The sequence below is a fragment of the Kitasatospora sp. Ki12 genome (assembly GCF_054601375.1).
Genome location: NZ_BAAIHT010000002.1, coordinates 1,892,366 through 1,914,230 on the forward strand (window position 1 = coordinate 1,892,366; position 21,865 = coordinate 1,914,230).

General features: G+C 73.7%; 21 protein-coding genes. 17 read left to right on the forward strand and 4 right to left on the reverse strand.

From position 1 onward, the window contains the following. The first annotated feature begins 20 nt into the window (after nucleotides 1-20). The 3 genes from ACYP53_RS25715 to ACYP53_RS25725 all read left to right on the forward strand — a co-directional run bounded on the left by ACYP53_RS25715 (nucleotide 21) and on the right by ACYP53_RS25725 (nucleotide 2,294). The gene (locus tag ACYP53_RS25715) at nucleotides 21-551 is read left to right on the forward strand and encodes an HD domain-containing protein (RefSeq protein ID WP_459649828.1); all 531 of its coding nucleotides are present in this window, start codon (nucleotides 21-23) and stop codon (nucleotides 549-551) included. A gap of 5 nt (nucleotides 552-556) precedes the next feature. Beyond that, entirely contained in the window at nucleotides 557-913 is a 357-nt protein-coding gene (locus tag ACYP53_RS25720; protein WP_459649138.1) for a hypothetical protein, read from the forward strand. 154 nt (nucleotides 914-1,067) lie between these two features. Further along, a complete protein-coding gene (locus tag ACYP53_RS25725) occupies nucleotides 1,068-2,294 on the forward strand; it encodes a GNAT family N-acetyltransferase (protein ID WP_459649139.1) in 1,227 nt (408 codons plus the stop codon). Nucleotides 2,295-2,339: 45 nt separating this feature from the next. Here the strand turns inward: ACYP53_RS25725 and ACYP53_RS25730 are convergent, their stop codons facing one another. Together ACYP53_RS25730 and ACYP53_RS25735 are read right to left on the reverse strand one after the other, a co-directional pair. Beyond that, nucleotides 2,340-3,068, reverse strand: a complete 729-nt coding sequence (locus ACYP53_RS25730; RefSeq protein WP_459649140.1) for a hypothetical protein — start codon at nucleotides 3,066-3,068, stop codon at nucleotides 2,340-2,342. 284 nt (nucleotides 3,069-3,352) lie between these two features. After that, nucleotides 3,353-3,838 (reverse strand): cysteine/serine endopeptidase inhibitor, encoded by a 486-nt coding sequence (locus tag ACYP53_RS25735; RefSeq protein ID WP_189921308.1) that lies wholly within the window; start codon nucleotides 3,836-3,838, stop codon nucleotides 3,353-3,355. Nucleotides 3,839-4,130: 292 nt separating this feature from the next. On the opposite strand from ACYP53_RS25735, the gene ACYP53_RS25740 reads away from it, so the two are divergent. The 10 genes from ACYP53_RS25740 (at nucleotide 4,131) to ACYP53_RS25785 (ending at nucleotide 16,036) form a co-directional block, all read left to right on the forward strand. Continuing rightward, on the forward strand, nucleotides 4,131-4,340 hold the full coding sequence (locus tag ACYP53_RS25740; protein WP_189921310.1) for a hypothetical protein: 210 nt from the start codon (nucleotides 4,131-4,133) through the stop codon (nucleotides 4,338-4,340). A gap of 596 nt (nucleotides 4,341-4,936) precedes the next feature. After that, on the forward strand, nucleotides 4,937-5,938 hold the full coding sequence (locus tag ACYP53_RS25745) for a TauD/TfdA dioxygenase family protein (RefSeq protein WP_459649141.1): 1,002 nt from the start codon (nucleotides 4,937-4,939) through the stop codon (nucleotides 5,936-5,938). 52 nt (nucleotides 5,939-5,990) lie between these two features. After that, nucleotides 5,991-7,214, forward strand: coding sequence for an ROK family protein (locus ACYP53_RS25750; protein ID WP_459649142.1), 1,224 nt, complete (start codon nucleotides 5,991-5,993; stop codon nucleotides 7,212-7,214). Between the two features lie 88 nt (nucleotides 7,215-7,302). Next, on the forward strand, nucleotides 7,303-8,892 hold the full coding sequence (locus ACYP53_RS25755) for an ABC transporter substrate-binding protein (protein WP_459649143.1): 1,590 nt from the start codon (nucleotides 7,303-7,305) through the stop codon (nucleotides 8,890-8,892). A 25-nt stretch (nucleotides 8,893-8,917) separates the two neighbouring features. Further along, nucleotides 8,918-9,862 (forward strand): ABC transporter permease, encoded by a 945-nt coding sequence (locus ACYP53_RS25760; RefSeq protein WP_459649144.1) that lies wholly within the window; start codon nucleotides 8,918-8,920, stop codon nucleotides 9,860-9,862. Nucleotides 9,863-9,866: 4 nt separating this feature from the next. Next, complete coding sequence (locus ACYP53_RS25765) at nucleotides 9,867-10,724, forward strand: ABC transporter permease (protein ID WP_459649145.1); 858 nt, start codon at nucleotides 9,867-9,869, stop codon at nucleotides 10,722-10,724. Next, a complete protein-coding gene (locus tag ACYP53_RS25770) occupies nucleotides 10,721-12,454 on the forward strand; it encodes an ABC transporter ATP-binding protein (protein ID WP_459649146.1) in 1,734 nt (577 codons plus the stop codon). The genes ACYP53_RS25765 and ACYP53_RS25770 overlap by 4 nt, the downstream gene beginning before the upstream one ends. Beyond that, on the forward strand, nucleotides 12,451-14,802 hold the full coding sequence (locus ACYP53_RS25775; RefSeq protein WP_459649147.1) for an arylsulfatase: 2,352 nt from the start codon (nucleotides 12,451-12,453) through the stop codon (nucleotides 14,800-14,802). The genes ACYP53_RS25770 and ACYP53_RS25775 overlap by 4 nt, the downstream gene beginning before the upstream one ends. Nucleotides 14,803-14,918: 116 nt before the next feature. After that, nucleotides 14,919-15,572, forward strand: coding sequence for a 4'-phosphopantetheinyl transferase family protein (locus ACYP53_RS25780; protein WP_189921326.1), 654 nt, complete (start codon nucleotides 14,919-14,921; stop codon nucleotides 15,570-15,572). Nucleotides 15,573-15,652: 80 nt separating this feature from the next. Then, the gene (locus tag ACYP53_RS25785) at nucleotides 15,653-16,036 is read left to right on the forward strand and encodes a barstar family protein (RefSeq protein ID WP_189921329.1); all 384 of its coding nucleotides are present in this window, start codon (nucleotides 15,653-15,655) and stop codon (nucleotides 16,034-16,036) included. Between the two features lie 44 nt (nucleotides 16,037-16,080). Here the strand turns inward: ACYP53_RS25785 and ACYP53_RS25790 are convergent, their stop codons facing one another. Then, entirely contained in the window at nucleotides 16,081-17,034 is a 954-nt protein-coding gene (locus tag ACYP53_RS25790; protein ID WP_189921331.1) for a polysaccharide deacetylase family protein, read from the reverse strand. Between the two features lie 203 nt (nucleotides 17,035-17,237). Between ACYP53_RS25790 and ACYP53_RS25795 the strand changes: the two genes are divergently transcribed. Both ACYP53_RS25795 and ACYP53_RS25800 read left to right on the forward strand, forming a co-directional pair. Further along, nucleotides 17,238-18,857 (forward strand): CehA/McbA family metallohydrolase, encoded by a 1,620-nt coding sequence (locus ACYP53_RS25795; RefSeq protein ID WP_459649148.1) that lies wholly within the window; start codon nucleotides 17,238-17,240, stop codon nucleotides 18,855-18,857. A 255-nt stretch (nucleotides 18,858-19,112) separates the two neighbouring features. Beyond that, nucleotides 19,113-19,607 (forward strand): P-loop nucleotide/nucleoside kinase family protein, encoded by a 495-nt coding sequence (locus tag ACYP53_RS25800; RefSeq protein WP_189921335.1) that lies wholly within the window; start codon nucleotides 19,113-19,115, stop codon nucleotides 19,605-19,607. Between the two features lie 9 nt (nucleotides 19,608-19,616). On the opposite strand, the gene ACYP53_RS25805 is transcribed toward ACYP53_RS25800, so the two are convergent. Beyond that, nucleotides 19,617-20,129 (reverse strand): DinB family protein, encoded by a 513-nt coding sequence (locus ACYP53_RS25805; RefSeq protein WP_459649149.1) that lies wholly within the window; start codon nucleotides 20,127-20,129, stop codon nucleotides 19,617-19,619. A gap of 233 nt (nucleotides 20,130-20,362) precedes the next feature. Between ACYP53_RS25805 and ACYP53_RS25810 the strand changes: the two genes are divergently transcribed. Next, nucleotides 20,363-20,935 carry a carboxymuconolactone decarboxylase family protein gene (locus ACYP53_RS25810; RefSeq protein WP_189921339.1) on the forward strand — a complete coding sequence of 191 codons (573 nt, stop codon included), beginning with the start codon at nucleotides 20,363-20,365 and terminating at the stop codon, nucleotides 20,933-20,935. Beyond that, nucleotides 20,932-21,834 carry an RNA polymerase sigma-70 factor gene (locus ACYP53_RS25815; RefSeq protein ID WP_459649150.1) on the forward strand — a complete coding sequence of 301 codons (903 nt, stop codon included), beginning with the start codon at nucleotides 20,932-20,934 and terminating at the stop codon, nucleotides 21,832-21,834. Before ACYP53_RS25810 ends, ACYP53_RS25815 begins: the two co-directional genes overlap by 4 nt. Nucleotides 21,835-21,865: the final 31 nt, after the last annotated feature.

Consider the following 21,865-nt stretch of genomic DNA (forward strand, 5'->3'; position numbering starts at 1 on the left):
GCTATCTCCTCGAGGTGGGGATGCTCAAGCGGGCGAAGCGGTCCGGCTGGTGGATCGCCGGGGTGAAGGATCCGGAGACGATTGCCGAACACTCGTTCCGTGCCGGTGTCGTCGGGGCGGTGCTCGCGATGATGGAGGGTGCCGACCCGGCCAAGGTCGCGCTGCTCTGCCTGTTCCACGACACCCAGGAGACCCGGATCGGCGACATCCCGCACATCGGGCGCCGCTACCTCACGGCCGCCTCCAACGAGCGGGTGACCGCCGACCAGGTCAGCGCCGCGCACCCGGCTGTCGCCGAGGGCGTTCAGCGGGTCGTCGCGGAGTACGAGAACGCCGACTCCCTCGAGGTCGTCGTCGCCCATGACGCCGACAAGCTGGAGTGCCTGCTCCAGGCCGTCGAGTACCGCGAGCAGGGGTACCGCAACATCCAGCCGTGGATCGACAGCAGCCTGGCCGGGCTGAAGACCGAGTCCGCCCGCCAACTGGCCGAAGCCGCCTTGACGATGACGTCGTTGGAGTGGCAGAAGGTGTACCTCCTGACCGAAGGGTGACAGTCATGACCGAGGACGGCCGGATCTTCCGTGAGGCGTGGATCGCCGGGGTGCGCAGGCACTTCCCCGGCGAGCCGAAGCCCGGCTACGTCGCCCCCTGGTCGGACACGCCCGACTGGGAACGGGCCTCCGCAGCAGCCGTGTTCGGGCAGGTCCGCGACTTCGTGGCCGTCAGTGCCGGCACCACCGCGAAGCTGACCCGCGAGCAGAAGGGCCGCTTCGTCGCCACCTGCTGGATCGCCCAGATCCACAAGCACATCGAGGACCCCAAGCCCGCCTACGTCGCCGACTGGGACGACCTGCCCAAGTGGCAGCAGGAGACCGACGCCGACATCTTCAAAGCGATCGAGCGGCAGGTCTGAGGCGGTTCTCCGTGCTCGCCCCCGCGGAGTCGCAGGGGCGAGCACGGCGACGGGCCGCAGCCGTAAATCGGTTGACCGGGGCGGGCGCAGGGCTGGACTGTGGCGCGGGTGCCGCAGGTCGTGGTGCCGGGTTGCAGGGGAGGCGGCGCAAGCGATGGAGATTCGTTCCACCACCGACCAGGATCTCGGGGTCTTCGTCGACACCGTCCATGCCGCGTTCGGGCGTTTCCCGGAGACTCCGGCCGAGGACGGCGGTGGGTTGTGGTGGTCGGCGCTGGAGATGGACCGTGCGCTGCTGGCCGTCGCGCCGGGCGGGAAGCCGGTGGGTACCGCCAGCGCGTACTCCTTCGAGCTCACCCTGCCCGGGGAGGTCGTCGTCCCGGTGGCGGGCATCAGTTGTGTCGGTGTGCTGCCGTCGCACCGGCGTCGGGGCGTGCTCACGGCGATGATGCGGCATCAGCTCGCGGAGCTGCGGGAGCGGGGGGAGGTCCTGTCCGTCCTGCTGGCTTCCGAGGCGGGGATCTACGGGCGGTTCGGCTACGGGCCGGCGACGTACACCACTCAGCGCCTGACGGTGTCGCGCCGGGAGGGCGACTTCGCCGTCCCCCGGGCGGCGCGCGGTGCGGCCGGGGTTTCCGCGACGGGTTCGGTCGAGGTACTGCGGCGGTCGGAGTGCGGGGAGGTCCTGGAGGAGGTCTACGACCGGTACCGCCGGGCGCAGCCGGGCGCGTTGTCGCGGCCGCACCGGTGGTGGGCCTTGGGCGCGGGGCAGCCGCCGGTCGCCCGGGCGCCGCGTTACGTGGCCGTGCACCGGGATGCGGACGGTGTCGCGGACGGGTACGCCAGCTACTCGGTCGGCGATGACACCCTGTCGGTCGACGAGACGATCACCACGGACGACGCGGTCGCCACGGCTCTGGCCCGGTTCCTGCTCGACCACGACCTGGTCACCAAGGTGGTGTTCAAGCATGTCGCGCCCGAGCATCCGCTGCGCTGGCAGCTCTCGGACTTCCGTGCCGGCCAGCTGAGCGGCGACACCGACTGGCTCTGGGTGCGGCTGCTGGACGTGCCGCGTGCGCTGACCTCGCGCGGGTGGTTCGCCGACGGGGAGCTGGTGCTGGACGTGGACGACCCGTTCCTCGGGGAGCACGGCCGCTACCTGCTGACCGTCCGGGACGGCAAGGCCGAGTGCGCCGTGACCGAGCGGGAGCCCGATCTGTCCTTGGACATCCGCGACTTGGGTGCGGTCTACCTGGGCGGGACGACCCCGGGCACGCTGGTGCGGGCCGGGCACGTGCTGGCTCACCGTCCGGGCGCGGCCGCCCTGGCCGACGCGCTGTTCCGTGGCGATCGCGCGCCGCACTGTCTGCACTGGTTCTGAGTCGGCTGGACACTCCGACGGCCCGGCGCGGCGCCGGGGAGGCGTTCACGCGTGGGCGCTGACCCGGCCGCCGGCCGAGAGCACGATGTAGACGCCGTTGGCGTCGACGCCGACGTCGTGCCCGTTGGTCTCCAGCGTGGCGTACACCGCGTTGTCCATGCCGAGGATGTCCGCGCGGTACTTGAGCTCGCCGAGCTTGGTGACCTTGACCGTCCAGTCGCCCGCGACCTTGAAGGTGCCGGTGCCCTCGTGCGCGCCGCCCATCCAGGCGTGGACCGTGCCGTCCAGCGAGAGCACGATGAACATGTCGTTGGCGTCGAGTCCGGCGTCGTGCTCCTTGGCTTCGAGCGTGGCAAGGACGTCTCCGCCGTGGACGATCTTGGCGACGAAGTGCTGGGGGGCGACTTCCCGGATCTCGGCGGTGCTGCCGTCGGGCAGGGTCTGGGTGCGGGCCGGGGAGGTCGCCTTGCCGGCGGGCGGCGGGGTGCTGGTGCGGCGCGCGCTGGGCGTGGCGGCGGCCGGGGACGTGCTGCCGGCCGCGGGCGGGGTGGCGGCCGGGGTGGCGGCGCCGCTCGCGGCCGGCGTGGCGGCCGGGGAGGCGGGAGCGGTGGTACCGGCCGTGGCGGCCGGGGCCGTGGTGCTGCCGGCGGCGGCGGTGGAGCCGGAGGAACCGGAGGAGCAGGCCGTCGCGGCGGGCAGCAGCAGGGCGGCCGCCAGGACGGTGCCGGCCAGCGTGCGGGTGCGGGTCGTGCGACGGATCGTCGAGAGGGACATGCGGTTTCTCCTGAGCCGGTGAGCCGGTGAGCCAACTTCGGGTGAGGGCACGCGCCTTGCCCGCCCCTTCTCGTACGGGGACCGGAGTGGCTGACAGGGCGGTGCGCACGATCGACGGTAGTACGAACAGTCGACGGAATGGCGCGTTCCGCGTCACCGGACTGTCACGCCCCTGACAGCGCATCACCGGCCACGGAGGCCGGGTTCACCCCTCGACGGCCACCGGCCGTGCCCGTCCCCGTCATACGTCGGGGGCGGGCACGGCCGGTTGGGCACCGCCGGTGTCAGCCGATGGTGGAGCCGGTGATCGGGGCGGAGAGTTCGACGGTCTCGCCCTTCAGGCCGGCCTTGACGAACTGCCAGGTGAGGCCGCTGATGACGCCCTTGTCGAGCGGGGCCAGCTTGGCGAAGGCCGGCTGGCTGAGGTCGATGTGGGTGGAGTCACAGGAGGGACACTGGTCCTTCACCGGGACGGTGATGGTCTTGCCCTGGTAGGTCACCTTGACTGAAATGCCCTTGCAGACCGGGTCGTTGTTCGGGTTGGCGGTGGTCCACCAGGTGTGCGACACGGCGACCAGCATCTGCGAGGAGGCGTTGATCTGGGTGCCGCAGGCGCCGTAGCCCGAGTCGGTGTAGTAGGTGGCCTTGCCGGTCATGGGCTTGTTGATCGGGATCGCGGCACTGGCGGTGCCGGCCGTGAAGGCGATGAGAGCGGCTGCGGCGAGCGGGGCGCCCGCGAGGATCCTGAGGTTCTTGCCGATGGCGCGCATGGTTCGTTCCCTCCGGTTGCAGTGCCGGCTGAACATGCCGGGAATTGCTGGTCATGGGCATGACAGATGCAAGTCGGCAAATCCGCAAGGCAGTTCGGCGACTCGATGTCCACCCTTGGAAAGGGAACGTATGCGCTCAACCTCCGGATGGTCCAGACCTCCGCGATGTTGGCATGAACACAAGGCAAGAATCTTTACCAATGCGGCCGAAGGGGCGAAGATGCGTGACCGCGCCGCCACGGAGGGTGTTGACAGACCGTCACCCGCAGGCCTGTCCCGGAGGTCACCTCACATGCGCACCGCTCTCGCCGCCCTGCTCCTCGGCGCCGCCCTCGTTCCGGCGGTCGCCGCCCCCGCCACGGCCGCACCCGCGCCGCGCGCGGCCGCGCCCCGCGAGGTGAACCAGGGCTACAGCATCCCGGTCGGCGGCGTGACGGACCTCGGCGCGCTGCCCGTCCTCGGCAGCCTCGGCCTGGACTTCGCCCGCCTGCTCGGGCAGTGAAGGGACGGTAGTCGAACAGCGAGCTGGCACCGTCACCGTAGGTAGCCACCGCCGCCGCCCAGCACGACTCCGGGCAGGCCTCGGCCCCGGTGCGGGAACCTCCCGCACCGGCCCGGATTACTTCCGCTCCGCACGTTAGTAACCCCCGCTCCCGCGCCACAAGGCCGGGCGCCGGCCGCAGCACGCCCGCCATCCCGCCGTCACACCGGCGCCATCCGTCGCAACCGGCCGCAACGGGCCGCAAGAATCCGCAAACGGCCGAAACGAAGCGGCAACACCCTTTCCCACCAGCCAAGATGGCGATTGACAGCAGCCCGCGTGGTTCAGCACCATGAGCTCCGAACCCAGTCGCAGCGAGCCGGAAGGAGGGTCGATGCACACCGTCGTCCGCCCCGTTCCCCGCCGCTGCCCGCGCCGCTGTTGTCGCGGCGCGCTCGCGTTCTGACCGTCCGCCGGACCGGGCCGTCCCTCCCGCGCCACTCGCCGGGCACACGCCGCGGGCCTGCGCCTGACGCGCCCGCACGCCGTCACGCACCCGCCGTCGCGCACCCACACCTCGTCACTCATCGTCACCACGCTCCCGAAAGGGCTCCGCCATGACCACGACCGCCTCCCCCACCGTCCTCCGCCTCACCCCCGCCGCCGGCCGCATCGGCGCCGTCGTGCACGACATACGCCTCGGCGGCGACCTCCCCGCCGAGACCGTCGCCGCCGTCGAGGCCGCCCTGTACGAGCACAAGGTGCTCTTCTTCCGCGGCCAGCAGCACCTGGACGACGCCGGGCAGGAGGCCTTCGCCCGGCTCCTCGGCCACCCGGTGGGCCACCCCACCGTGCCCAGCGCGGACGGCCGTTACATCTTCGAGCTGGACGCCACCAAGGGCGTGCGCGCCAACAACTGGCACACCGACGTCACCTTCGTCCCGTCCTACCCGAAGGCCTCGATCCTGCGCGCCCTGGAGGTCCCGCCGGCCGGCGGCAGCACCCTCTGGGCCAACACCGCGGCCGCCTACCAGGACCTGCCCGCGCCGCTGAAGACGCTCGCCGAGAGCCTGCGCGCCGTCCACACCAACGACTACGACTACGCCGCCCGGCTCGCGCTGCGCCCGGAGCTGGCGAACAACCCCGAGGTCGCCAAGCTGTTCCGGGACGTCTTCGTCTCCACCGCCTTCAAGACCGAGCACCCGGTGGTCCGGGTGCACCCGGTGACGGGCGAGAAGACCCTTCTGCTGGGCGCCTTCGCCCAGCGCCTCCAGCACCTCTCGGGCGACGACGGCAAGGCGCTGATCGACCTCTTCCAGCGCTACGTCGAGCGGCCGGAGAACACCGTCCGCTGGGACTGGCAGGTCGGCGACGTGGCGATCTGGGACAACCGCGCCACCCAGCACTACGCGGTCGCGGACTACGGCGACGAGCCGCGCCTGGTGCGCCGGATCACCCTGGACGGCGATCTGCCGGTCGGCGTGGACGGCACCCCGAGCCGCCTGCTGGAGCCCGCCGAGCCGCCGCGGGTGGCCGGTCTGGTGCCCGCCGAGGAGCTCGAAACCGCCGACGACCGAGCCGCCGACGACCGAGCCGCCGCCGACCGAACCGCCAACTGACGCGCCGACGACCGACGAGACAGCCACCGACGAGACGACCGCGGCCGAGACCATGTCCACGTCCACGCCCCTCCGCACCGGCGACGACCGCCGGGACGCCAACGCCGCCGCCGTCCTGCGCGCGGTGCTCGACCACGGGCCGGTCGCCCGCAGCCGGGTCGCCTCGCTCACCGGGCTCAGCGCCTCGGCGGTCTCCCGGCAGACCGTGGACCTGGTCCGGCTCGGACTCCTCAGTGAGCGGCCGGAGTTGGCGGGCGTCCCGGCCGGAACGGTCGGCCGTCCGCAGCTCCCGCTCGCCGTGGACACCGAGCAACTCGCGGTCGCGGGGGTGCACTTCGGCGTCCCGTACACAACGGTCGCGCTGCTCGACCTGCGCGGCCGGGTGCTGCGCCGCAAGGAGATCGCCAACCGGGGCCTGACCGGGCCGGACGTGCTGAAGCCACTCGCGGCCCGGCTGCCCCGGCTGATCGACGCGCTGCGCGCCGGCCGCACGGTGGTCGGGCTGGGCGCCGTCTGCGGCGGTTCGGTCGATCCGGAGCGCGGGCTGGTGCTCCGCCACGGACCGCTGGACTGGCGGGACCTGCCGCTGCGCGGGCTGCTGCAGGACGCCACCGGGCTTCCGGTCCGGGTGGACAACCACGCCCGGGCGCTGACCCAGGCCGAGATCCTGTTCGGCCACCCGGCGGCGCGCCGCAGCATGGTCCAGCTGTTCGTCGGCCACGTGGTGGACGCGGCGCTGGCGGTCGCGGGCACGGTCCACCAGGGCCCGCCCTCGGCCACCGGCGACCTCGGCCACCTCCCGGTCACCGGCACCGTCACCGACCCGGACGCGCGGAGCGACGCGCGCTGCCACTGCGGCCGACTCGGCTGCCTGTCGGTGGCCGCCTCCGACACCACGCTGTTCGAGGCGGCGGCCGCCGCGGGGGTCACCGCCGAGCCGGACCGGGCCGCGCTGATCGCCGCGGTGAAGCGCGGCGACCCGGTCGCGGACCGGCTGGTGCGCAACCGCGCCCGGATCATCGGCCGCGCCCTCGCCCTGCTCGCCGACGTGGTCAACCCCGATCTGCTGGTCCTCACCGAGACCTTCGCCCTGTTCGACCCCCGCTACCTCAACGTCGTCCGGGCCGAGTTCGCCCTCCGCTCGCACCTGCGCCGGGACGCCGAGCTGCTGATCGCCCAGCGGCGCGGTGCCGACGTGCTCGCGGTGGCCGCCGGCACCCCGGTGCTCGGCGAGCTGTACGCCCGGCCGGTGCACGCCCTGGCCCATTGCCACTGAGCACCGCCACTGAGCGCAGGCACTGAGCACCGCCACTGAGCGCAGGCCCCCCGACCACCCCCCTCATCCCTCCTCCCGAAGGACCGCCATGACCGCGCTCATCCGTCCCCCCGCTCCGAGCCGCCGCGCCCTGCTGCGCGCCGGCCTCGCCGGTGCCGGCCTGCTGACGCTCGCGGCCTGCCGGTCCGCCGTCGACGAGGTCGCCAACACCTCGGCCACCGCCGAAAGTTCGGACACTCCCCGGAAGGGCGGCGTGCTCTCCGTCGCCACCGGCGTCGACTTCACCCCGAGCCTGCTGTTCGCCCAGAGTGCCAACACCCTGGTCCAGCGCCTGGTCTTCAACACCCTCACCCGGTACGACGACCGGCTCCGGCCGCAGCCCGAGCTGGCCACCGCCTGGGAGGTCGCGCCGGACGGCACCGGCGTCACGCTCAAGCTCCGCGAGGACGTGCTCTTCCACAGCGGCCGCCGGTTCACCGCCGACGACGTGGTCTTCGCGGTCAAGAACCTCCAGAACCCGGCCCGATCCGCCCAGTTGCGGTCCACCGCCGCGGCCGTCACCGACTTCCGCAAGAACGGCGACTTCGAGCTGACCCTGCTGTTCGCCCACCCGGTCAGCAACCTCTTCGACCTCTTCGAGTTCATGATCGTCCCGGATGCCGGCAGCGTCGAGGACGCCGTCGCCGGCACCCGGCTGATCGGCACCGGCCCGTTCACCTTCACCGACCGCAAGCCCGGCTCCTCGCTCACCTTCACCCGCAACGACCGGTACTGGAACCCGGGCCGCCCGTACCTCGACGGCGTGGAGATCCGGATCGTCCCGCAGGCCGAGTCGCTGCTCTCCTCGCTCAGGACCGGCCAGACCCACCTGTCGTACAACGTCCGCGGCAAGGACGTCGCGACGCTCCGCAGCGACCCGCAGTTCCGGATCAAGCAGTACGACACCGGCGCCGGCGCCTACTACATCGGCGTGAACGTCACCGCCGAGCACGTCGGCGACAAGCGGGTGCGCCAGGCCATCGCCTGGGCGGTCGACCGCGAGCGCTTCGTCCAGCAGGCCCTCGGCGGCTACGGCAGCGTCTCCTCGGTGCCCTGGCCCAAGTCGTCCCCCGCCTTCACCGAGGCCGGCGCCGGCCACTACCGCCACGACCCGGAGAAGGCGCGCGCCCTGCTCAAGGAGGCCGGCCTGGAGCGGATCACCCTGCCGTTCGCGCACTCCAACGACCCCGGCGCGACGGCGACCGCCCAGATCCTGCAGTACGACCTCCAGCAGGTCGGCATCGACACGGTGCTCCAGCCCACCGACTCGCCGACCATGCAGAAGCAGCTCATCTCCCAGTCCATGCCCGCGCTGTGGACGCTCAGCCACGGCTTCGCCCAACTGCACCCGGCCACCCTCGCGGTGAGCGCCTACCCCTTCAACGAGGCCAGGAACAGCTCGCACTTCACCTCCCCCGCCTACACCGACGTCGTCCAGCGGGCCTGGAACCGCGGCGACAGCGACAGCCCCGAGGCGAAGGCCCTCTACCAGCAGATCACCGACGTACTGCTGGACGAGGAGTTCGTGATCGACCTCGCCATCGCCGGGCTGGTCGAGGTCGCGGGCCGCAAGGCCCAGGGCGCCACGCTCAACAAGTTCGGCTACCTCAACCTCGACGACGCCCGCCTGACGGCCTGAGCAGGACGGCCCGGTACCCGACCCCATGCGCACCTTCCTCCTCAAACGCCTCCCCAGCGGACTGCTGGTCCTGGCCCTCGCCTCCTTCCTGGTCTTCCTCATCCTGCGGCTGATCCCCGGCGACCCGGCCACCTCGCTGGCCGGACCGGACGCCTCCCCCGCCGCCGTCGAGGCGATCCGCGCCCAACTCGGCCTCGACCAGCCGCTGTTCGGCCAGTACCTGGGCTGGCTCGGCCGGCTGCTGAGCGGCGACCTCGGGCCGAGCTACGCGATCGGCGGCCAGGTCGCCGACCTGATCGGCAACGGCCTCGGCGCCACCGCCCAACTCGCCCTCGGCGCCCTGCTCCTGGTGGTCCTGATCGCACTGCCGCTGGCGGTGGCGGGGGCGACCACCCGCAGCCGTCCGCTCGCCGCCGTGATCCAGGCGGTCACCACCGCCGTCCTGGCCATGCCGCCCTTCGTCACCGGCGTGCTGCTGGTCCTGGTCCTCGCCGTCTCGCTGCGGCTGCTCCCGGCCGGCGGTCACGAATCCCTGCTGGCCGCACCGGACTTGGCCCTCCAGTACCTGGCGATGCCCGCGCTCTGCCTGGCCCTGCCCAGCGCCGCCGTGCTCGCCCGCTACCTCAAGGACGGCATCGAGCGCGCCCTCGCCGAGGACTACGTCCGCACCGCGACCGCGCTCGGCGTCTCCCGGCGGCGGATCGTCTGGCGGCACGCGCTGCCCAACGCCCTGCCCTCCGCCGTCACCGTGCTCGGCCTGCAGATCGGCCACCTCATCGCCGGGGCCGTGCTGGTGGAGCGGATCTTCGCCTGGCCGGGCCTCGGCCAGCTGATCGAGCAGGGCGTCGCCCGCCGGGACTACCCGGTGGTGCAGGACCTGCTGCTGCTCGTGGTGGCGGTCTACGTCGCCGTCCAGTTGCTCACCGACCTCGCGTACGCGTGGCTCGACCCCCGGATCCGCTGGGAGTGACCCGATGACCACCGCCACCCTTCCCCCCGAGCCCCGGACGGACCGAACCGACCGGAACCGCTACCTGTCCGCCCTGCGCACGTGGCGCGGCCTGACCGGCCTCGCCCTGGTCGGTGCGGCCGCCCTCGCCGGGCTGCTCGCACCCCTGCTCACCGGCACCGACCCGAACGCCCAGAGCGCGCTCGCGCTGGCCGGCCCGAGCGCCGAACACCCCTTCGGCACCGACGACCTGGGCCGCGACCTGTTCAGCCGGGTGCTGCACGGCATCGGCACCGACCTCGCCCTGATCGTCACCGCCGTCCCGGTCGGCGCCCTGCTCGGCTGCTCGGCCGCGCTGCTCGCGGCCACCTCCCGGTGGGCCGACCTCGCCGTCCAGCGGGCCTTCGACCTGCTGCTCGCCTTCCCCGGGCTGATCCTCGCCCTCGCCGTGACCGCCGTCCTCGGCCCCGGCCGCTGGCCGGTGGTGATCGTCATCGCGCTGGCCGAAGTACCGGGCTTCGGACGGCAGTTGCGCGCCGGGATCCTGGTCCAGCGGGAGCGCGAGTACGCCCTGGCGGCCCGCGTCGGGGGTGCCTCCCGGGCCCGGGTGCTGCTGCGGCACGTGGTGCCCAACGCGGTCGACCCGCTGATCGTGCAGACCGCCGTGGCGCTCTCGCTCGGCGTGTTCATCGAGGGCGCGATGAGCTTCCTGGGCCTCGGGGTCCGCCCGCCGGAGCCCACCCTGGGCAGCATCCTCAGCCAGTCCGTCGCCTACCTGGCCACCGACCCGACCTTCGCGGCCGCCCCGCTGGCCGCCACCACCGCGCTGGTGCTCGGCTTCACGCTGATCGCCGAGGCCCTGAACCGGGGGATCCGCCGATGACCACCGTGCCCGACGCGCCCCACACACCTGGCCTGCCCCACGCGCCCGACACCCGCCCTGTGCTCCGGGTGTCCGGCCTCACCGTACGGTTCGGCGGCACCACCGCCGTCGACGGCGTCGACTTCGAGCTCGCGGCGGGCGACACCCTGGGCATCGTCGGCGAGTCCGGCTCCGGCAAGTCCACCACGGCACTCGCCCTGCTGCGGATGCTGCCGCCCGGCGGCCGGATCACCGCCGGCTCGGTCGAGCTCGCCGGACAGGACCTCGCCGCCCTCCCCGAGGAGGCGCTGCGCGCCCTGCGCGGCCGGCGGATCGCGATGATCTTCCAGGACCCGATGTCCTCGCTCAACCCGGTCCTCACCATCGGCACCCAGCTGGACGAGGCGCTCCGCGCCCACGGCGGCTCGCTGCGGAAGGCCGAACGCCAGGTCCGTGCGGCCGAGTTGCTCGACCTGGTCGGCATCCCGGACGCCGCCGGGCGGCTGCGCGACCACCCGCACCAGTTCTCCGGCGGCCAGCGCCAGCGCATCATGATCGCCCTCGCGCTGGCCCACGACGCCGAGGTGCTGGTCGCCGACGAGCCGACCACCGCCCTCGACCCGACGGTCCAGCAGCAGATCCTGCGCCTGCTCACCCGGATCAACCGGGAGACCGGCACCGCGCTGGTGGTGATCAGCCACGACCTCGGGGTGATCGCCCAGACCTGCCGCCGGCTGCTGGTGATGCGCCACGGCCGGGTGGTCGAGCACGGCGTCACCGCCGAGCTGACGGCTGAGCCCCGGCACCCGTACACCCGCGAACTGCTGGCCGCCGTCCCGCGCCTGGAGGAGCCCTCCCGGGCCGCCGCCAACAGCACCCCGGGCGCCGAACCCCTGCTGACCGTACGGGGTTTGAGCAAGACGTACGGTTCCCGGCGGCGCGCCGTCACCGCGCTCCACGAGGTCGACCTCGACCTGTACCCCGGCGAGACGCTCGGCCTGGTCGGCGAGTCCGGCTCCGGCAAGTCCACCCTCGCCCGGGCGCTGGTCGGGGCGCACGCGCCCTCGGCGGGCAGCATCCGCTTCCGCGGCGAGGAGCAGGCCCGACCGGCCCGGCACGGCGCGCCGCACCGCGAGATCCAGCTGGTCTTCCAGGACCCGTACTCCTCGCTCAACCCGCGGATGACCGCCGGGCAGATCATCGCCGAACCGCTGATCGCCCACGGTCTCGGTGACCGCGCCCGGCGCGAGGCCCGGGTCGCCGAGTTGCTGACCCAGGTCGGGCTGGACCCGGCCACGGCCGACCGCCACCCGCGCGCCTTCTCCGGTGGCCAGCGCCAACGCATCGGCATCGCCCGGGCGTTGGCGCCCGAGCCGAGCGTGCTGATCTGCGACGAGCCGGTCTCCGCGCTGGACGTCTCGGTCCAGGCCCAGGTGATCGACCTGCTCGCCCGGCTGCAGCGCGAACTCGGCCTGGCCGTCCTGTTCATCGCCCACGACCTGGCCGTGGTCCGCCGGGTCAGCCACCGGATCGCCGTGATGCACCGCGGCCGGATCGTGGAGACCGGCCCGGCCGACCGCGTCGTCACCGCGCCCGAACACCCGTACACCGCCGAACTCCTGGCCGCCGTGCCGCGACTGGCCGCCGTCCCGCACCTGCCCGCCGTCCCGCACCTGGAACCGGCCCGCACCACCACCCCTGGCGAAGCCACCGCCCCTCCCGCCCGCGCCACCACCCGGAGCACCGCATGACCACCGCGCCCGAAGAGCACCCGCACCGCCGCGACCCGTACGCCGGCTTCCCCGGCACCGTCGGCCGCACCTTCCGCGAGTCCACCCCCGCCTGGCCCCGCCGGGTCCGCCCGCGCGAGGGCGCGCCCAACATCGTCGTCGTCCTGATCGACGACATGGGCTACAGCGACATCGGCCCCTTCGGCTCCGAGATCCCCACCCCCACCCTGGACCGCCTCGCCGCCACCGGCGTCCGGCTCGCCAACTACCACACCATGCCGCTCTGCTCCCCCGCCCGGGCGGCCCTGCTCACCGGCCTCAACCCGCACCGGGTGGGCTACTCCTTCGTCGCCAACGCCGACCCGGGCTTCCCGGGTTACGGAATGGAGGTCGCCGGGGACATCCCCACCCTCGCCGAGCTGCTGCACGACGCCGGCTACGCCACCTACGCCGTCGGCAAGTGGCACCTCACCCGCGACTCCGCCTCCAACGCCGCCGACGACCGCGCCAACTGGCCGCTGCAGAAGGGCTTCGACCAGTACTACGGCGTCCTGGAGGGCCTGACCAGCCTCTTCCACCCGCACCAACTCGTCCGCGACAACAGCCCCCTGGACATCGACGAGTTCCCCGACGACTACTACTACACCGACGACATCACCGACCAGGCGATCAAGATGGTCAAGTCGCTGCGCGCCCACGACGCCGACAAGCCCTTCTTCCTCTACCTCGCCCACAACGCCGTGCACGGCCCGCTGCAGGCCAAGCCCGCGGACCTCGCCCGCCACCGGGGCCGCTACGACGGCGGCTGGGACGAGCTGCGCCGCACCCGCTTCGCCCGCCAGCTCGCCGCCGGCCACTTCCCGCCCGGCACCGAGCTGCCCGAGCGCAACTCCGAGGCCGGCTACGAGGTCGGCCCCTGGGGCGAACTCGACGACGTACAGCAGAAGTTGTACGCCCGCTACATGGAGGTGTACGCGGCGATGGTCGACAACGTCGACCAGAACCTCGGCCGGCTCACCGACACCCTGGCCGCGCTCGGCGAACTCGACAACACCCTCATCGTGTTCACCAGCGACAACGGCGGCACCGGCGAGGGCGGCGCCGAGGGCACCCGCAGCTACTTCAGCCGCTTCGTCCACCACCCGAACCTCCCGGCCGACTGGACCCCGGACGTCCAGCGCGAGATCGACCTCATCGGCGGCCCGCAGAGCCTGGTCCACTACCCGCGCGGCTGGGGCATGGCCTCCAACACCCCGTTCCGCCTCTACAAGGGCCAGACCTACGCGGGCGGCGTCCGCGTCCCCTTCGTGCTCTCCTGGCCCGCCGGCCTGCCGCGCGCCGAGGGCGACAGCGGAGTCCGCGCCCAGTACCAGTACGTCACCGACATCCTCCCCACCCTGCTCGAACTCGCGGGCGTGGAACGGCCGTCGGAGCGCCGGGAGCGCCCCGTCCAGGAACTCGACGGCATCAGCTTCGCCTCCGTGCTGCGCGACGGCGCCGCCCCCGGCACCCACCACGAGCAGTACTGCGAAATGACCGGCAACCGCAGCTACTACCGCGACGGCTGGAAGCTGGTCACCCTGCACCGCCCCGGCGCCGGGTACGACGACGGCGAGTGGGCGCTGTACGACGTGCGCACCGACCCGACCGAGATCCACGACGTCGCCGCCGAACACCCCGAGCTGGTCAAGGAGTTGTCCGCCGCCTGGGAGGACGCCGCCTGGCGCAACGGCGTCTTCCCGCTCGCCGACGGCAGCGGCGCCCTCGCCCTGCGCGGCCCCGAGGCGGAGCGGCTGCGCCGCCCGGTCACCCTGCTGCCCGGCACCCCCGAGCTGGAGCGCTACCGCTCCTCCCGGCTGATCTCCTTCCGCTCCTTCACCGTCGAGGTCGCGCTCGACGGCTACCGGGCGGGCGACCAGGGCGTCCTGGTCTCGCACGGCGACCAGGGCGGCGGCTACAGCCTCTACGTCGAGGACGGCCGGCTGCGCCTCGCCTACAACCAGTACGGCGAACTGCTGGAGGCCGACGGCGGCCCGGTGCCGCCCGGTGCCACGCTGGTCACCCTGGCGGCCACGGCGGTCGCCGACCTCAAGTGGGAGTTCCGGCTGCTCGTCGACGGCGCCGAGGCCCCGGACCGGGGCGGCCGGCTCGGCCCGGTCCACCAGCTGATCGGCATGGCGCCGTTCCAGGGCATCAGCGTCGGCATCGACCGCAAGTCCCCGGTGTCCTGGCCGGTCCACCAGCGCCACCGCGCCTTCCGCTACACCGGCGCGCTGCGCTCCGTCACCTACCTGCCCGGCGAGCCGGCGCCGTACGACCCGGAGACGGTCGCCCGGGCGCTGCGCGAGGCGGCGGCCGCCTTCGAGTAGGCCCCGGGGCCGGCGGACCTCCGGCGGTGCTCCCCGTTCCGCCCACCGGGAACCCCCGCCCGGGTTACCCTCGTCCGGCGCGGCGACGGCCGCGCGACCGACCGAAGGGGGAACGGGTGATCGGGGAGCTGCTGCCGGACGTCGTGGCGACCGAGGTGGCGTACGACGACCCGCCGGAGGCCCGGCTGGAGCCGGCCGAGGAGGCGGTGCTGGCCCGGGCCGTCGACAAGCGGCGCCGCGAGTTCACCACCGTCCGCCACTGCGCCCGGGCCGCCCTGGCCCGGCTCGGCGTGCCCTACCGCCCGCTCGTGCCGGGCCTGCGCGGCGCGCCGAGCTGGCCGGACGGCGTGGTGGGCAGCCTCACCCACTGCGACGGCTTCCGCGCCGCCGCCGTGGCCCGGGCCGGCACCCTCGCCTCCGTCGGCATCGACGCCGAGCCGGCGCTGCCGCTGCCGGAGGGCGTCCTGGACGTCGTCGCGCTGCCCGTCGAGCGGAAGCGGCTCGCCGACCTGGCCGGCGAGCACCCGGACACCCCGTGGGACCGCATGCTGTTCAGCGCCAAGGAGTCGGTGTACAAGGCGTGGTTCCCGCTGACCGGGCTGTTCCTGGAGTTCAGCGAGGCCGAGCTGGACCTCTCCCCGGACGGCACCTTCACCGCCCGCCTGCTGGTCCCCGGCCCGGTGGTCGGCGGGCGCCGGCTCGACGGCTTCGAGGGCCGCTGGACTGTCCGGGACGGGCTGCTCGCCACCGCGATCGCCGTGGCGCCGTAGCCGACGTGGCTGCTGCGGCCGCTCCCGCGCCCACCGGCGCCGCCTCCGGCCGTTCACCTGACGGGCATATCCTCGACCCCGTGACGGTGACTTACGTGATCGACGGCAGCAGGGTCGGCTCCCTGGAGGAGTTCTGGGACGTCGTCGGGCGGGAGATCGGCGCCGACGGCTACTTCGGACGCAACCTCGACGCCTTCGCCGACTGCCTGCGCGGCGGCTACGGCACGCCCGACGACGGGGACTGGGTCATCGAGTGGCGCGACCACGAGGCGTCCCGCCGCGCCCTCGGCTACCCGGAGACGGTCCGCCAGCTGGAGCTGCGACTGGGCCGCTGCCACCCCACCAACCGGGAGCGGGTCGCCGCCGAGCTGGCCGCCGCCCGGGCGGGCAAGGGGCCGACGGTCTTCGACTGGCTGGTGCGGATCATCGAGGAGGAGCACCCGGGCGGCCTCCGGCTCGCCTGAGCGCGCCCGGCCCTGCCCCTGCCCACTGCCCCACGGGGCAGGGGCTACAGCACGTCCGAGAGCCGGACGAAGCGCCGCCCCGCCGCCAGCATCCCCGGCACCGCCGCGGCCACGCCGGCGGCGGTGCCGCCGCCGGGGTGGTTCAGGTGGCCGATGACGATCGCGCCCGGCGCCGCCGAGCCGACCTCCCGCCGCACCTCGGAGGCGCCGAGCGTGGCGCCGCCGTCCCCGTTGACGCTGAAGCCCGCCACCCGTTCGCCCAGGTCGGCGACCACCCGGGTGGCGACGTCGTCGTAGTGCGCGGTGCCGGAGCGGAAGAACCGGGGCGGGTGCCCGAGCAGCTCGGTGAGCTTCCGCGCGTTGCCGGCCACCTCGTCGTAGACCTCGCCGACGTCGCGGGTGCCGGCGATGCCGTAGGCGGCGCGGCCGGTGACCGAGAGCGGGCGGTGGACGGTGCCGTGGTTGCCGATCTCGAACAGCGGGTCGGCGGCGAGCTGCTCGAACTCGTCCGGGTTGGCGTCGATCCACCGGGCGTTCAGGAAGAGCGTGGCCGGGACGGCGTGCGCCCGCAGGAAGTCGATCAGCGGGGCGTCGTAGCCGTTGCCGCCGGGGCCCCCGCAGGCGTCGAAGGTGAGCGCCGTCGCGCGTTCGCCCTCGGGCAGCTCGGTGATCACCCCGGCGACCTCCAGCCCCCAGTCGGCCGGGGCCTCGGCGGCGTACCGTTCGACCACCTCCGCCCGCGTCGGCTCCTTCGCCTTCGCCGGTGCCGCGGTCGGGGCCGGGGTCGGAGCGGGTGAGGGAGCGGCACTGGGCGTCCCGGTCGCGGTCGGCGCGGCGGCCGCCCCGGATATGCCGGACGGCGTCGCCGCCGCGGAGAGCGGCGACGAGCCCGACGACGAGGCCGACCCGGCGAGCGACGTCGACGCCGCCTCGGTCCGGCATCCCGCCAGTACGCCCCCGGCCAGTACCACGAGCAGCGCCCGCCGACTCACCGCCACGCCCGCCTCCAACCCATCTGCACTCGAATCAACTGATTACATGACTATGAACCGACCATTCGTCACTCCCCGCAACTCGCCCCCGCCCCCGCTCGGCCCCTCTTCACCGACCCGCCCCACCCCCGTGGGCCCCGAATCACCCCGGGTTCACTCCCCCGGGTAGGCACGCGAGCGACCCGCCCGCCCCCGAACCGGAGACCTCGATGCCGACCGAGCCCACCACCCCGCACCCGGCGACCCCACACTCCGACACCCCGAGCCCCGCCTCCCCGCGCCCCGCCCGCCGCGACCTGCTCCGCACCGGCCTGGCCACCGGCGCCGTCACCGCCCTCGGCCTCGCCGCCGGAGCCGCCGGCGCCGGTGAGGCCGTCGCCGCCCCCGCCACGGACCCCGACCGCACCCTCACCCTCACCGGCCATCTCCCCACCGGCACCGCCGACTTCGTCTACCTCCCGGTCGAAGTCCCCGAGGGCGTCCGCGAGATCGCCGTCTCCTACGGCTACGACAAGCCCCCGGTCCCGGCCGGCACCCCCGGCAACTCCTGCGACATCGGCATCTTCGACGAGCGCGGCACCGACCTCGGCGGGCCCGGCTTCCGCGGCTGGTCCGGCGGCTTCCGCACCGAGTTCAGCCTCTCCCGCTCGGCCGCGACCCCCGGCTACCTCCCCGGCCCGGTCGACCCCGGCACCTGGCACATCGTGCTGGGCCCGTACCAGATCGCCCCGCAGGGCCTGGACTACCACGTCGAGGTCACCCTGCGGTTCGGCGCGCCCGGGCCGCAGTTCACCCCGCACTACCCGGCGGAGCGGGCCCGCGGCCGCGGCCGGGCCTGGTACCGGGGCGACTGCCACCTGCACACCGTGCACTCCGACGGGCGGCGCCGGCCCGAGGAGGTCGCGGCCGGCGCCCGCGCGGCCGGCCTCGACTTCATCGTCTCCACCGACCACAACACCAGCTCCTCGCACGCCGTCTGGGGCCCGCTGGCCGGCCCGGACCTGCTGATCGTCCCGGGCGAGGAGATCACCACCCGCAACGGCCACTGGCTCGCCCTCGGCCTGGAGGGCGGCCAGTTCGTCGACTGGCGCTACCGCTCGCGCGACGAGGAGTTCCCGCGCTTCGTCCGCCAGGTCCACCGCTCCGGCGGCCTGGTGGTGCCCGCGCACCCGTACTGCCCGTACGTCGCCTGCCAGTGGAAGTTCGGCTACGACCAGGCCGACGCGGTCGAGGTGTGGAACGGCCCCTGGACGTACGACGACGAGTCCGCCGTCGACACCTGGGACGGCCGGCTCGCCGTCGCCCTGCGCGAGGGCCGCTCCTGGCTGCCCGCCATGGGCAACAGCGACGCGCACAGCGAGCCGCAGGTGATCGGCTCCCCGCACAACGTGGTGCTGGCCGAGGACCTCACCCGGGACGCGGTCCTCGACGGGCTGCGCGACGGGCGCAGCTGGCTCGCCGAGTCCAGCGCAGTCCGGCTGGAGTTCACCGTCACCGGGCACGGTCGGCAGGCGGGCATCGGCGAGGAGCTGACCGTCCCCGCCGACGCGCCGCTGGACGTCCGGCTCGACGTCTCCGGGGTGCCCGGCGGCACCGTCCGGCTGATCACCGACGAGGGGCAGATGCACCAGGAGTCCCTGCCCGCCGGCGGCTCCGGCACGGTGGTGTGGCGCACCACCGCCTCGCTCGCCGCGTACGTCCGGGCCGAGGTCCGCCACCCGAAGCCGGACGGCACCCCGGGCAAGGGCAACGCGATGGGCCCGGACCTGCCCTGGGGGCCGATGGCGGCACTGACCAATCCGATCGTCCTGCGCACCGAGGAGCACTGAACCGGCCCCGCCCGCGGCCACCGGCCGGTCACCGAACGCTCACCGCGAGGTCACCGGCCGGTTCCGGCGACCCGTCCGCGCACCGGGTGGGGGACGACTCGGGGCACCCGTTTGGACTAGGTTGATCCCCGAAGCGCATCAGTCGTAGGGACGAGGCGGTCGGCTGTCCGGATCTGTGCCGACCAGCCCCTTCGCACTCCGACCGTCTCGCCCCGGCTACCCCACCGTCCCCGGCCCGCGAAGGGATCCGCAGCTGTGAACCGTACGACCGTAGGTGGGCCGGAGCTCGGGGGCGGCCGGGGCGCCGGGGGCGTCCTCGTCCTCGTCGACCCTTCCGGGGCCGGGAACAGCCCGGTCGCGGAGCTGCTCGCCCGGGAGCTGAACCCGAGCGTCCACCTGCGGACGGACGACTTCCTGCGGGTCATCCGCAGCGGCCAGCTCCCGCCCCACCTGCCGGAGGCCGGCCGCCAGAACGCCACCGCGCTGGCCGCCGCCGCCCAGGCCGCCTTCGCCTACGCCACCCGCGGCTACCAGGTCGTCGTGGAGTCCCCGGCCGTGCCGGCCGCGCTCGACACCTTCCGCCGCGAGAGCCGCGCCACCGGCGCCGCGCTCCACTACGTCGTCCTCCAGGCCGACCCGGCCGCTTCGGACGCCTCCCACACGCTCGACACCAGCGGCCTCACCGTCGAGACCACCGCCAAGACCGTCCTCACCGCGCTCACCCGCCGCACCCACCTCCTCGGCTGGTAGCCCGTCGGGTCAGGCCCCCACCACGCCGTCGATCGCCTCGCGCAGGAAGTCGGCGTGCCCGTTGTGGCGGGCGTACTCGTGGATCAGGTGCAGCATCACCAGCCGCAGGGACACGTCGGCCTCCCAGCGGGCCTGGTAGCCGGTGACGTCGAGGCTCTCGGCGGCGAGCTCGATGCGGCGGGAGTGCTCGACCTCGGTCTGCCAGGCGGCGAAGGCCTCGGCCCGGGTGCTGCCGGCGTCGTCGTACGCCACCTGGTAGTCGCCCTCGGCGGACCAGACCAGCGGGACGGACTCCCCGTCGATCACCCGGCGGAACCAGGTCCGCTCCACCTCCGCCATGTGCCGGACCAGCCCGAGCAGGGACAGGGTGGACGGCGGGCTGGAACGCTGCCGCAGCTGCTCGTCGCTCAGGCCCTCGCACTTCATCGCGAGGGTCGCCCGGTGGAAGTCCAGGAAGCCGCGCAGCATCTCGCGCTCGCCGCCGGTCAGCGGCGGGGCGGGGCGTTCGTCGGGGGTGTTCATCGCTCTCCTCGGGGTGTTCGTCACGGTCTCGTCAGGTCTCGTCAGCAGATCTCGCCGGCCTGCATCGGATCTCGTCAGGTCTCGGGATCCTCGCGGACTGTAGCGAACCGGCCGCCCCGCCCGGCGGTGATTTTTCTCCCGGACTTCCTCCCCGGTCTTCCTCCCGGCTGTCACACCCGCCCGCCCTCCGGTGTCTTCATGTCCGAACCGACCACCACACGAGGAGGACCCCCATGGCACTCCGCCTGCCCAAGGCCCAGCTGCCCGCCGAGCTCAGCGAGTCCATGATCGCGGCGTTCGGCGCCGTCTTCGAGCCCACCGAGGTGATCTGGCACAACCCCGGGGTCGCCACCGCGAACACGGAGTTCGCCGGCCGGATCGCCGCCTGGGACGCGCTCGACGACAGCCTCAAGTCCTACGCCCACATGGCCGTGGCCGCACTGGTCGGCTGCAGCTGGTGCCTGGACATCAACTACTTCCAGGCCCAGCACAAGGGCCTGGACCTCGCCAAGGCCAGCCAGGTGCCGAACTGGCGCGCCTCGGAGCTGTTCACGCCGCTGGAGCGGGACGTGATGGCGTACGCCGAGGCCGTGTCCGTCACGCCGCCGACCGTCACCGACGAGCAGTACGGGGACCTGCTCGACGTCCTCGGAGCGGCGGCGATGGTCGAACTCACCGCCTACGTCGCCTTCGTCAACATGGCCGCCCGGAACAACATCGCCAACGGCGTCTCCTCCCAGGGGTTCTCCGAGTCCTGCGAGATCCCGCTGGCCGCGCGCCCCGCCACCGGGGTGCGGCCGGCATGACGACCGCCCCGGCCGCCGAGACGGGCACCGAGACGGGCACCGACCCCTTCGTCACCCATCGCAGTCTGCTCTTCACCGTCGCCTACGAGCTGCTCGGCTCGGCCGCCGACGCCGAGGACGTGCTGCAGGAGTCCTGGCTGCGGTGGGCCGACGTCGACCCGGCACGGGTCCGGGACGCGCGGGCCTACCTCATCCGGATCGTCACCCGCCAGTCGCTCAACCGCCTGCGGACGCTGTCCCGCCGGCGCGAACAGTACGTCGGCGAGTGGCTGCCCGAGCCGCTGCTCACCAGCCCCGACGTCGCCGAGGACGTCGAGCTCGCGGAGAGCGTCTCGTTCGCGATGCTCACCGTGCTGGAGACCCTCGGGCCGACCGAACGGGCCGTCTTCGTGCTGCGCGAGGTCTTCGAGCTGCCGTACGAGGAGATCGCCGAGGCCCTCGGCAAGACCTCGGCCGCGGTGCGGCAGGTCGCCCGGCGTGCCCGCGGGCACGTGGCGGCCCGCCGGCCCCGGGTCCGGGTGACCCGCTCCGAGCAGGAGCGGGTGGTGGAACGCTTCCTCGCGACCCTGCGCACCGGGCGCCTGCAGGACCTGATGGAGGTCCTGGCACCGGACGTGGTCCTGATCGCCGACGGCGGCGGGATCGCGGCGGCCCTGCTCGCCCCGCTGCACGGCGCCGACGCGGTGGCGGCGCTGCTCGCCCGCGCCCAGCGCGCGCCGGTCGCGTTCGACACCGGGACGCTGTGGCTGAACGGTGCGCCGGCCGGCCGGATCGACCTCGGCGGCGAGCTGTCGGTGATCAGCCTCGCGGTGGCGGACGGCCTGGTCACCCGGGTCTACATCGTCCGCAACCCGCAGAAGCTGACCCGGCTCGACGTGCCCGCCGCCCTCACCCGGTAGCCCCCAGGGCCGCTGGGCCGCAGGCCCGCCG

What these genes read in the sequence shown, in the direction of transcription:
- ACYP53_RS25765 (WP_459649145.1), top strand. Translation starts at nt 9,867, where the DNA reads ATGACCACCGCCACCCTTCCCCCCGAGCCCCGGACGGACCGAACCGAC.
- ACYP53_RS25750 (WP_459649142.1), top strand. Translation starts at nt 5,991, where the DNA reads ATGTCCACGTCCACGCCCCTCCGCACCGGCGACGACCGCCGGGACGCC.
- ACYP53_RS25805 (WP_459649149.1), bottom strand. Translation starts at nt 20,129, where the DNA reads ATGAACACCCCCGACGAACGCCCCGCCCCGCCGCTGACCGGCGGCGAG.
- ACYP53_RS25755 (WP_459649143.1), top strand. Translation starts at nt 7,303, where the DNA reads ATGACCGCGCTCATCCGTCCCCCCGCTCCGAGCCGCCGCGCCCTGCTG.
- ACYP53_RS25740 (WP_189921310.1), top strand. Translation starts at nt 4,131, where the DNA reads ATGCGCACCGCTCTCGCCGCCCTGCTCCTCGGCGCCGCCCTCGTTCCG.
- ACYP53_RS25730 (WP_459649140.1), bottom strand. Translation starts at nt 3,068, where the DNA reads ATGTCCCTCTCGACGATCCGTCGCACGACCCGCACCCGCACGCTGGCC.
- ACYP53_RS25745 (WP_459649141.1), top strand. Translation starts at nt 4,937, where the DNA reads ATGACCACGACCGCCTCCCCCACCGTCCTCCGCCTCACCCCCGCCGCC.
- ACYP53_RS25775 (WP_459649147.1), top strand. Translation starts at nt 12,451, where the DNA reads ATGACCACCGCGCCCGAAGAGCACCCGCACCGCCGCGACCCGTACGCC.
- ACYP53_RS25810 (WP_189921339.1), top strand. Translation starts at nt 20,363, where the DNA reads ATGGCACTCCGCCTGCCCAAGGCCCAGCTGCCCGCCGAGCTCAGCGAG.
- ACYP53_RS25725 (WP_459649139.1), top strand. Translation starts at nt 1,068, where the DNA reads ATGGAGATTCGTTCCACCACCGACCAGGATCTCGGGGTCTTCGTCGAC.
- ACYP53_RS25720 (WP_459649138.1), top strand. Translation starts at nt 557, where the DNA reads ATGACCGAGGACGGCCGGATCTTCCGTGAGGCGTGGATCGCCGGGGTG.
- ACYP53_RS25815 (WP_459649150.1), top strand. Translation starts at nt 20,932, where the DNA reads ATGACGACCGCCCCGGCCGCCGAGACGGGCACCGAGACGGGCACCGAC.
- ACYP53_RS25760 (WP_459649144.1), top strand. Translation starts at nt 8,918, where the DNA reads ATGCGCACCTTCCTCCTCAAACGCCTCCCCAGCGGACTGCTGGTCCTG.
- ACYP53_RS25770 (WP_459649146.1), top strand. Translation starts at nt 10,721, where the DNA reads ATGACCACCGTGCCCGACGCGCCCCACACACCTGGCCTGCCCCACGCG.
- ACYP53_RS25715 (WP_459649828.1), top strand. Translation starts at nt 21, where the DNA reads ATGCTCAAGCGGGCGAAGCGGTCCGGCTGGTGGATCGCCGGGGTGAAG.
- ACYP53_RS25735 (WP_189921308.1), bottom strand. Translation starts at nt 3,838, where the DNA reads ATGCGCGCCATCGGCAAGAACCTCAGGATCCTCGCGGGCGCCCCGCTC.
- ACYP53_RS25795 (WP_459649148.1), top strand. Translation starts at nt 17,238, where the DNA reads ATGCCGACCGAGCCCACCACCCCGCACCCGGCGACCCCACACTCCGAC.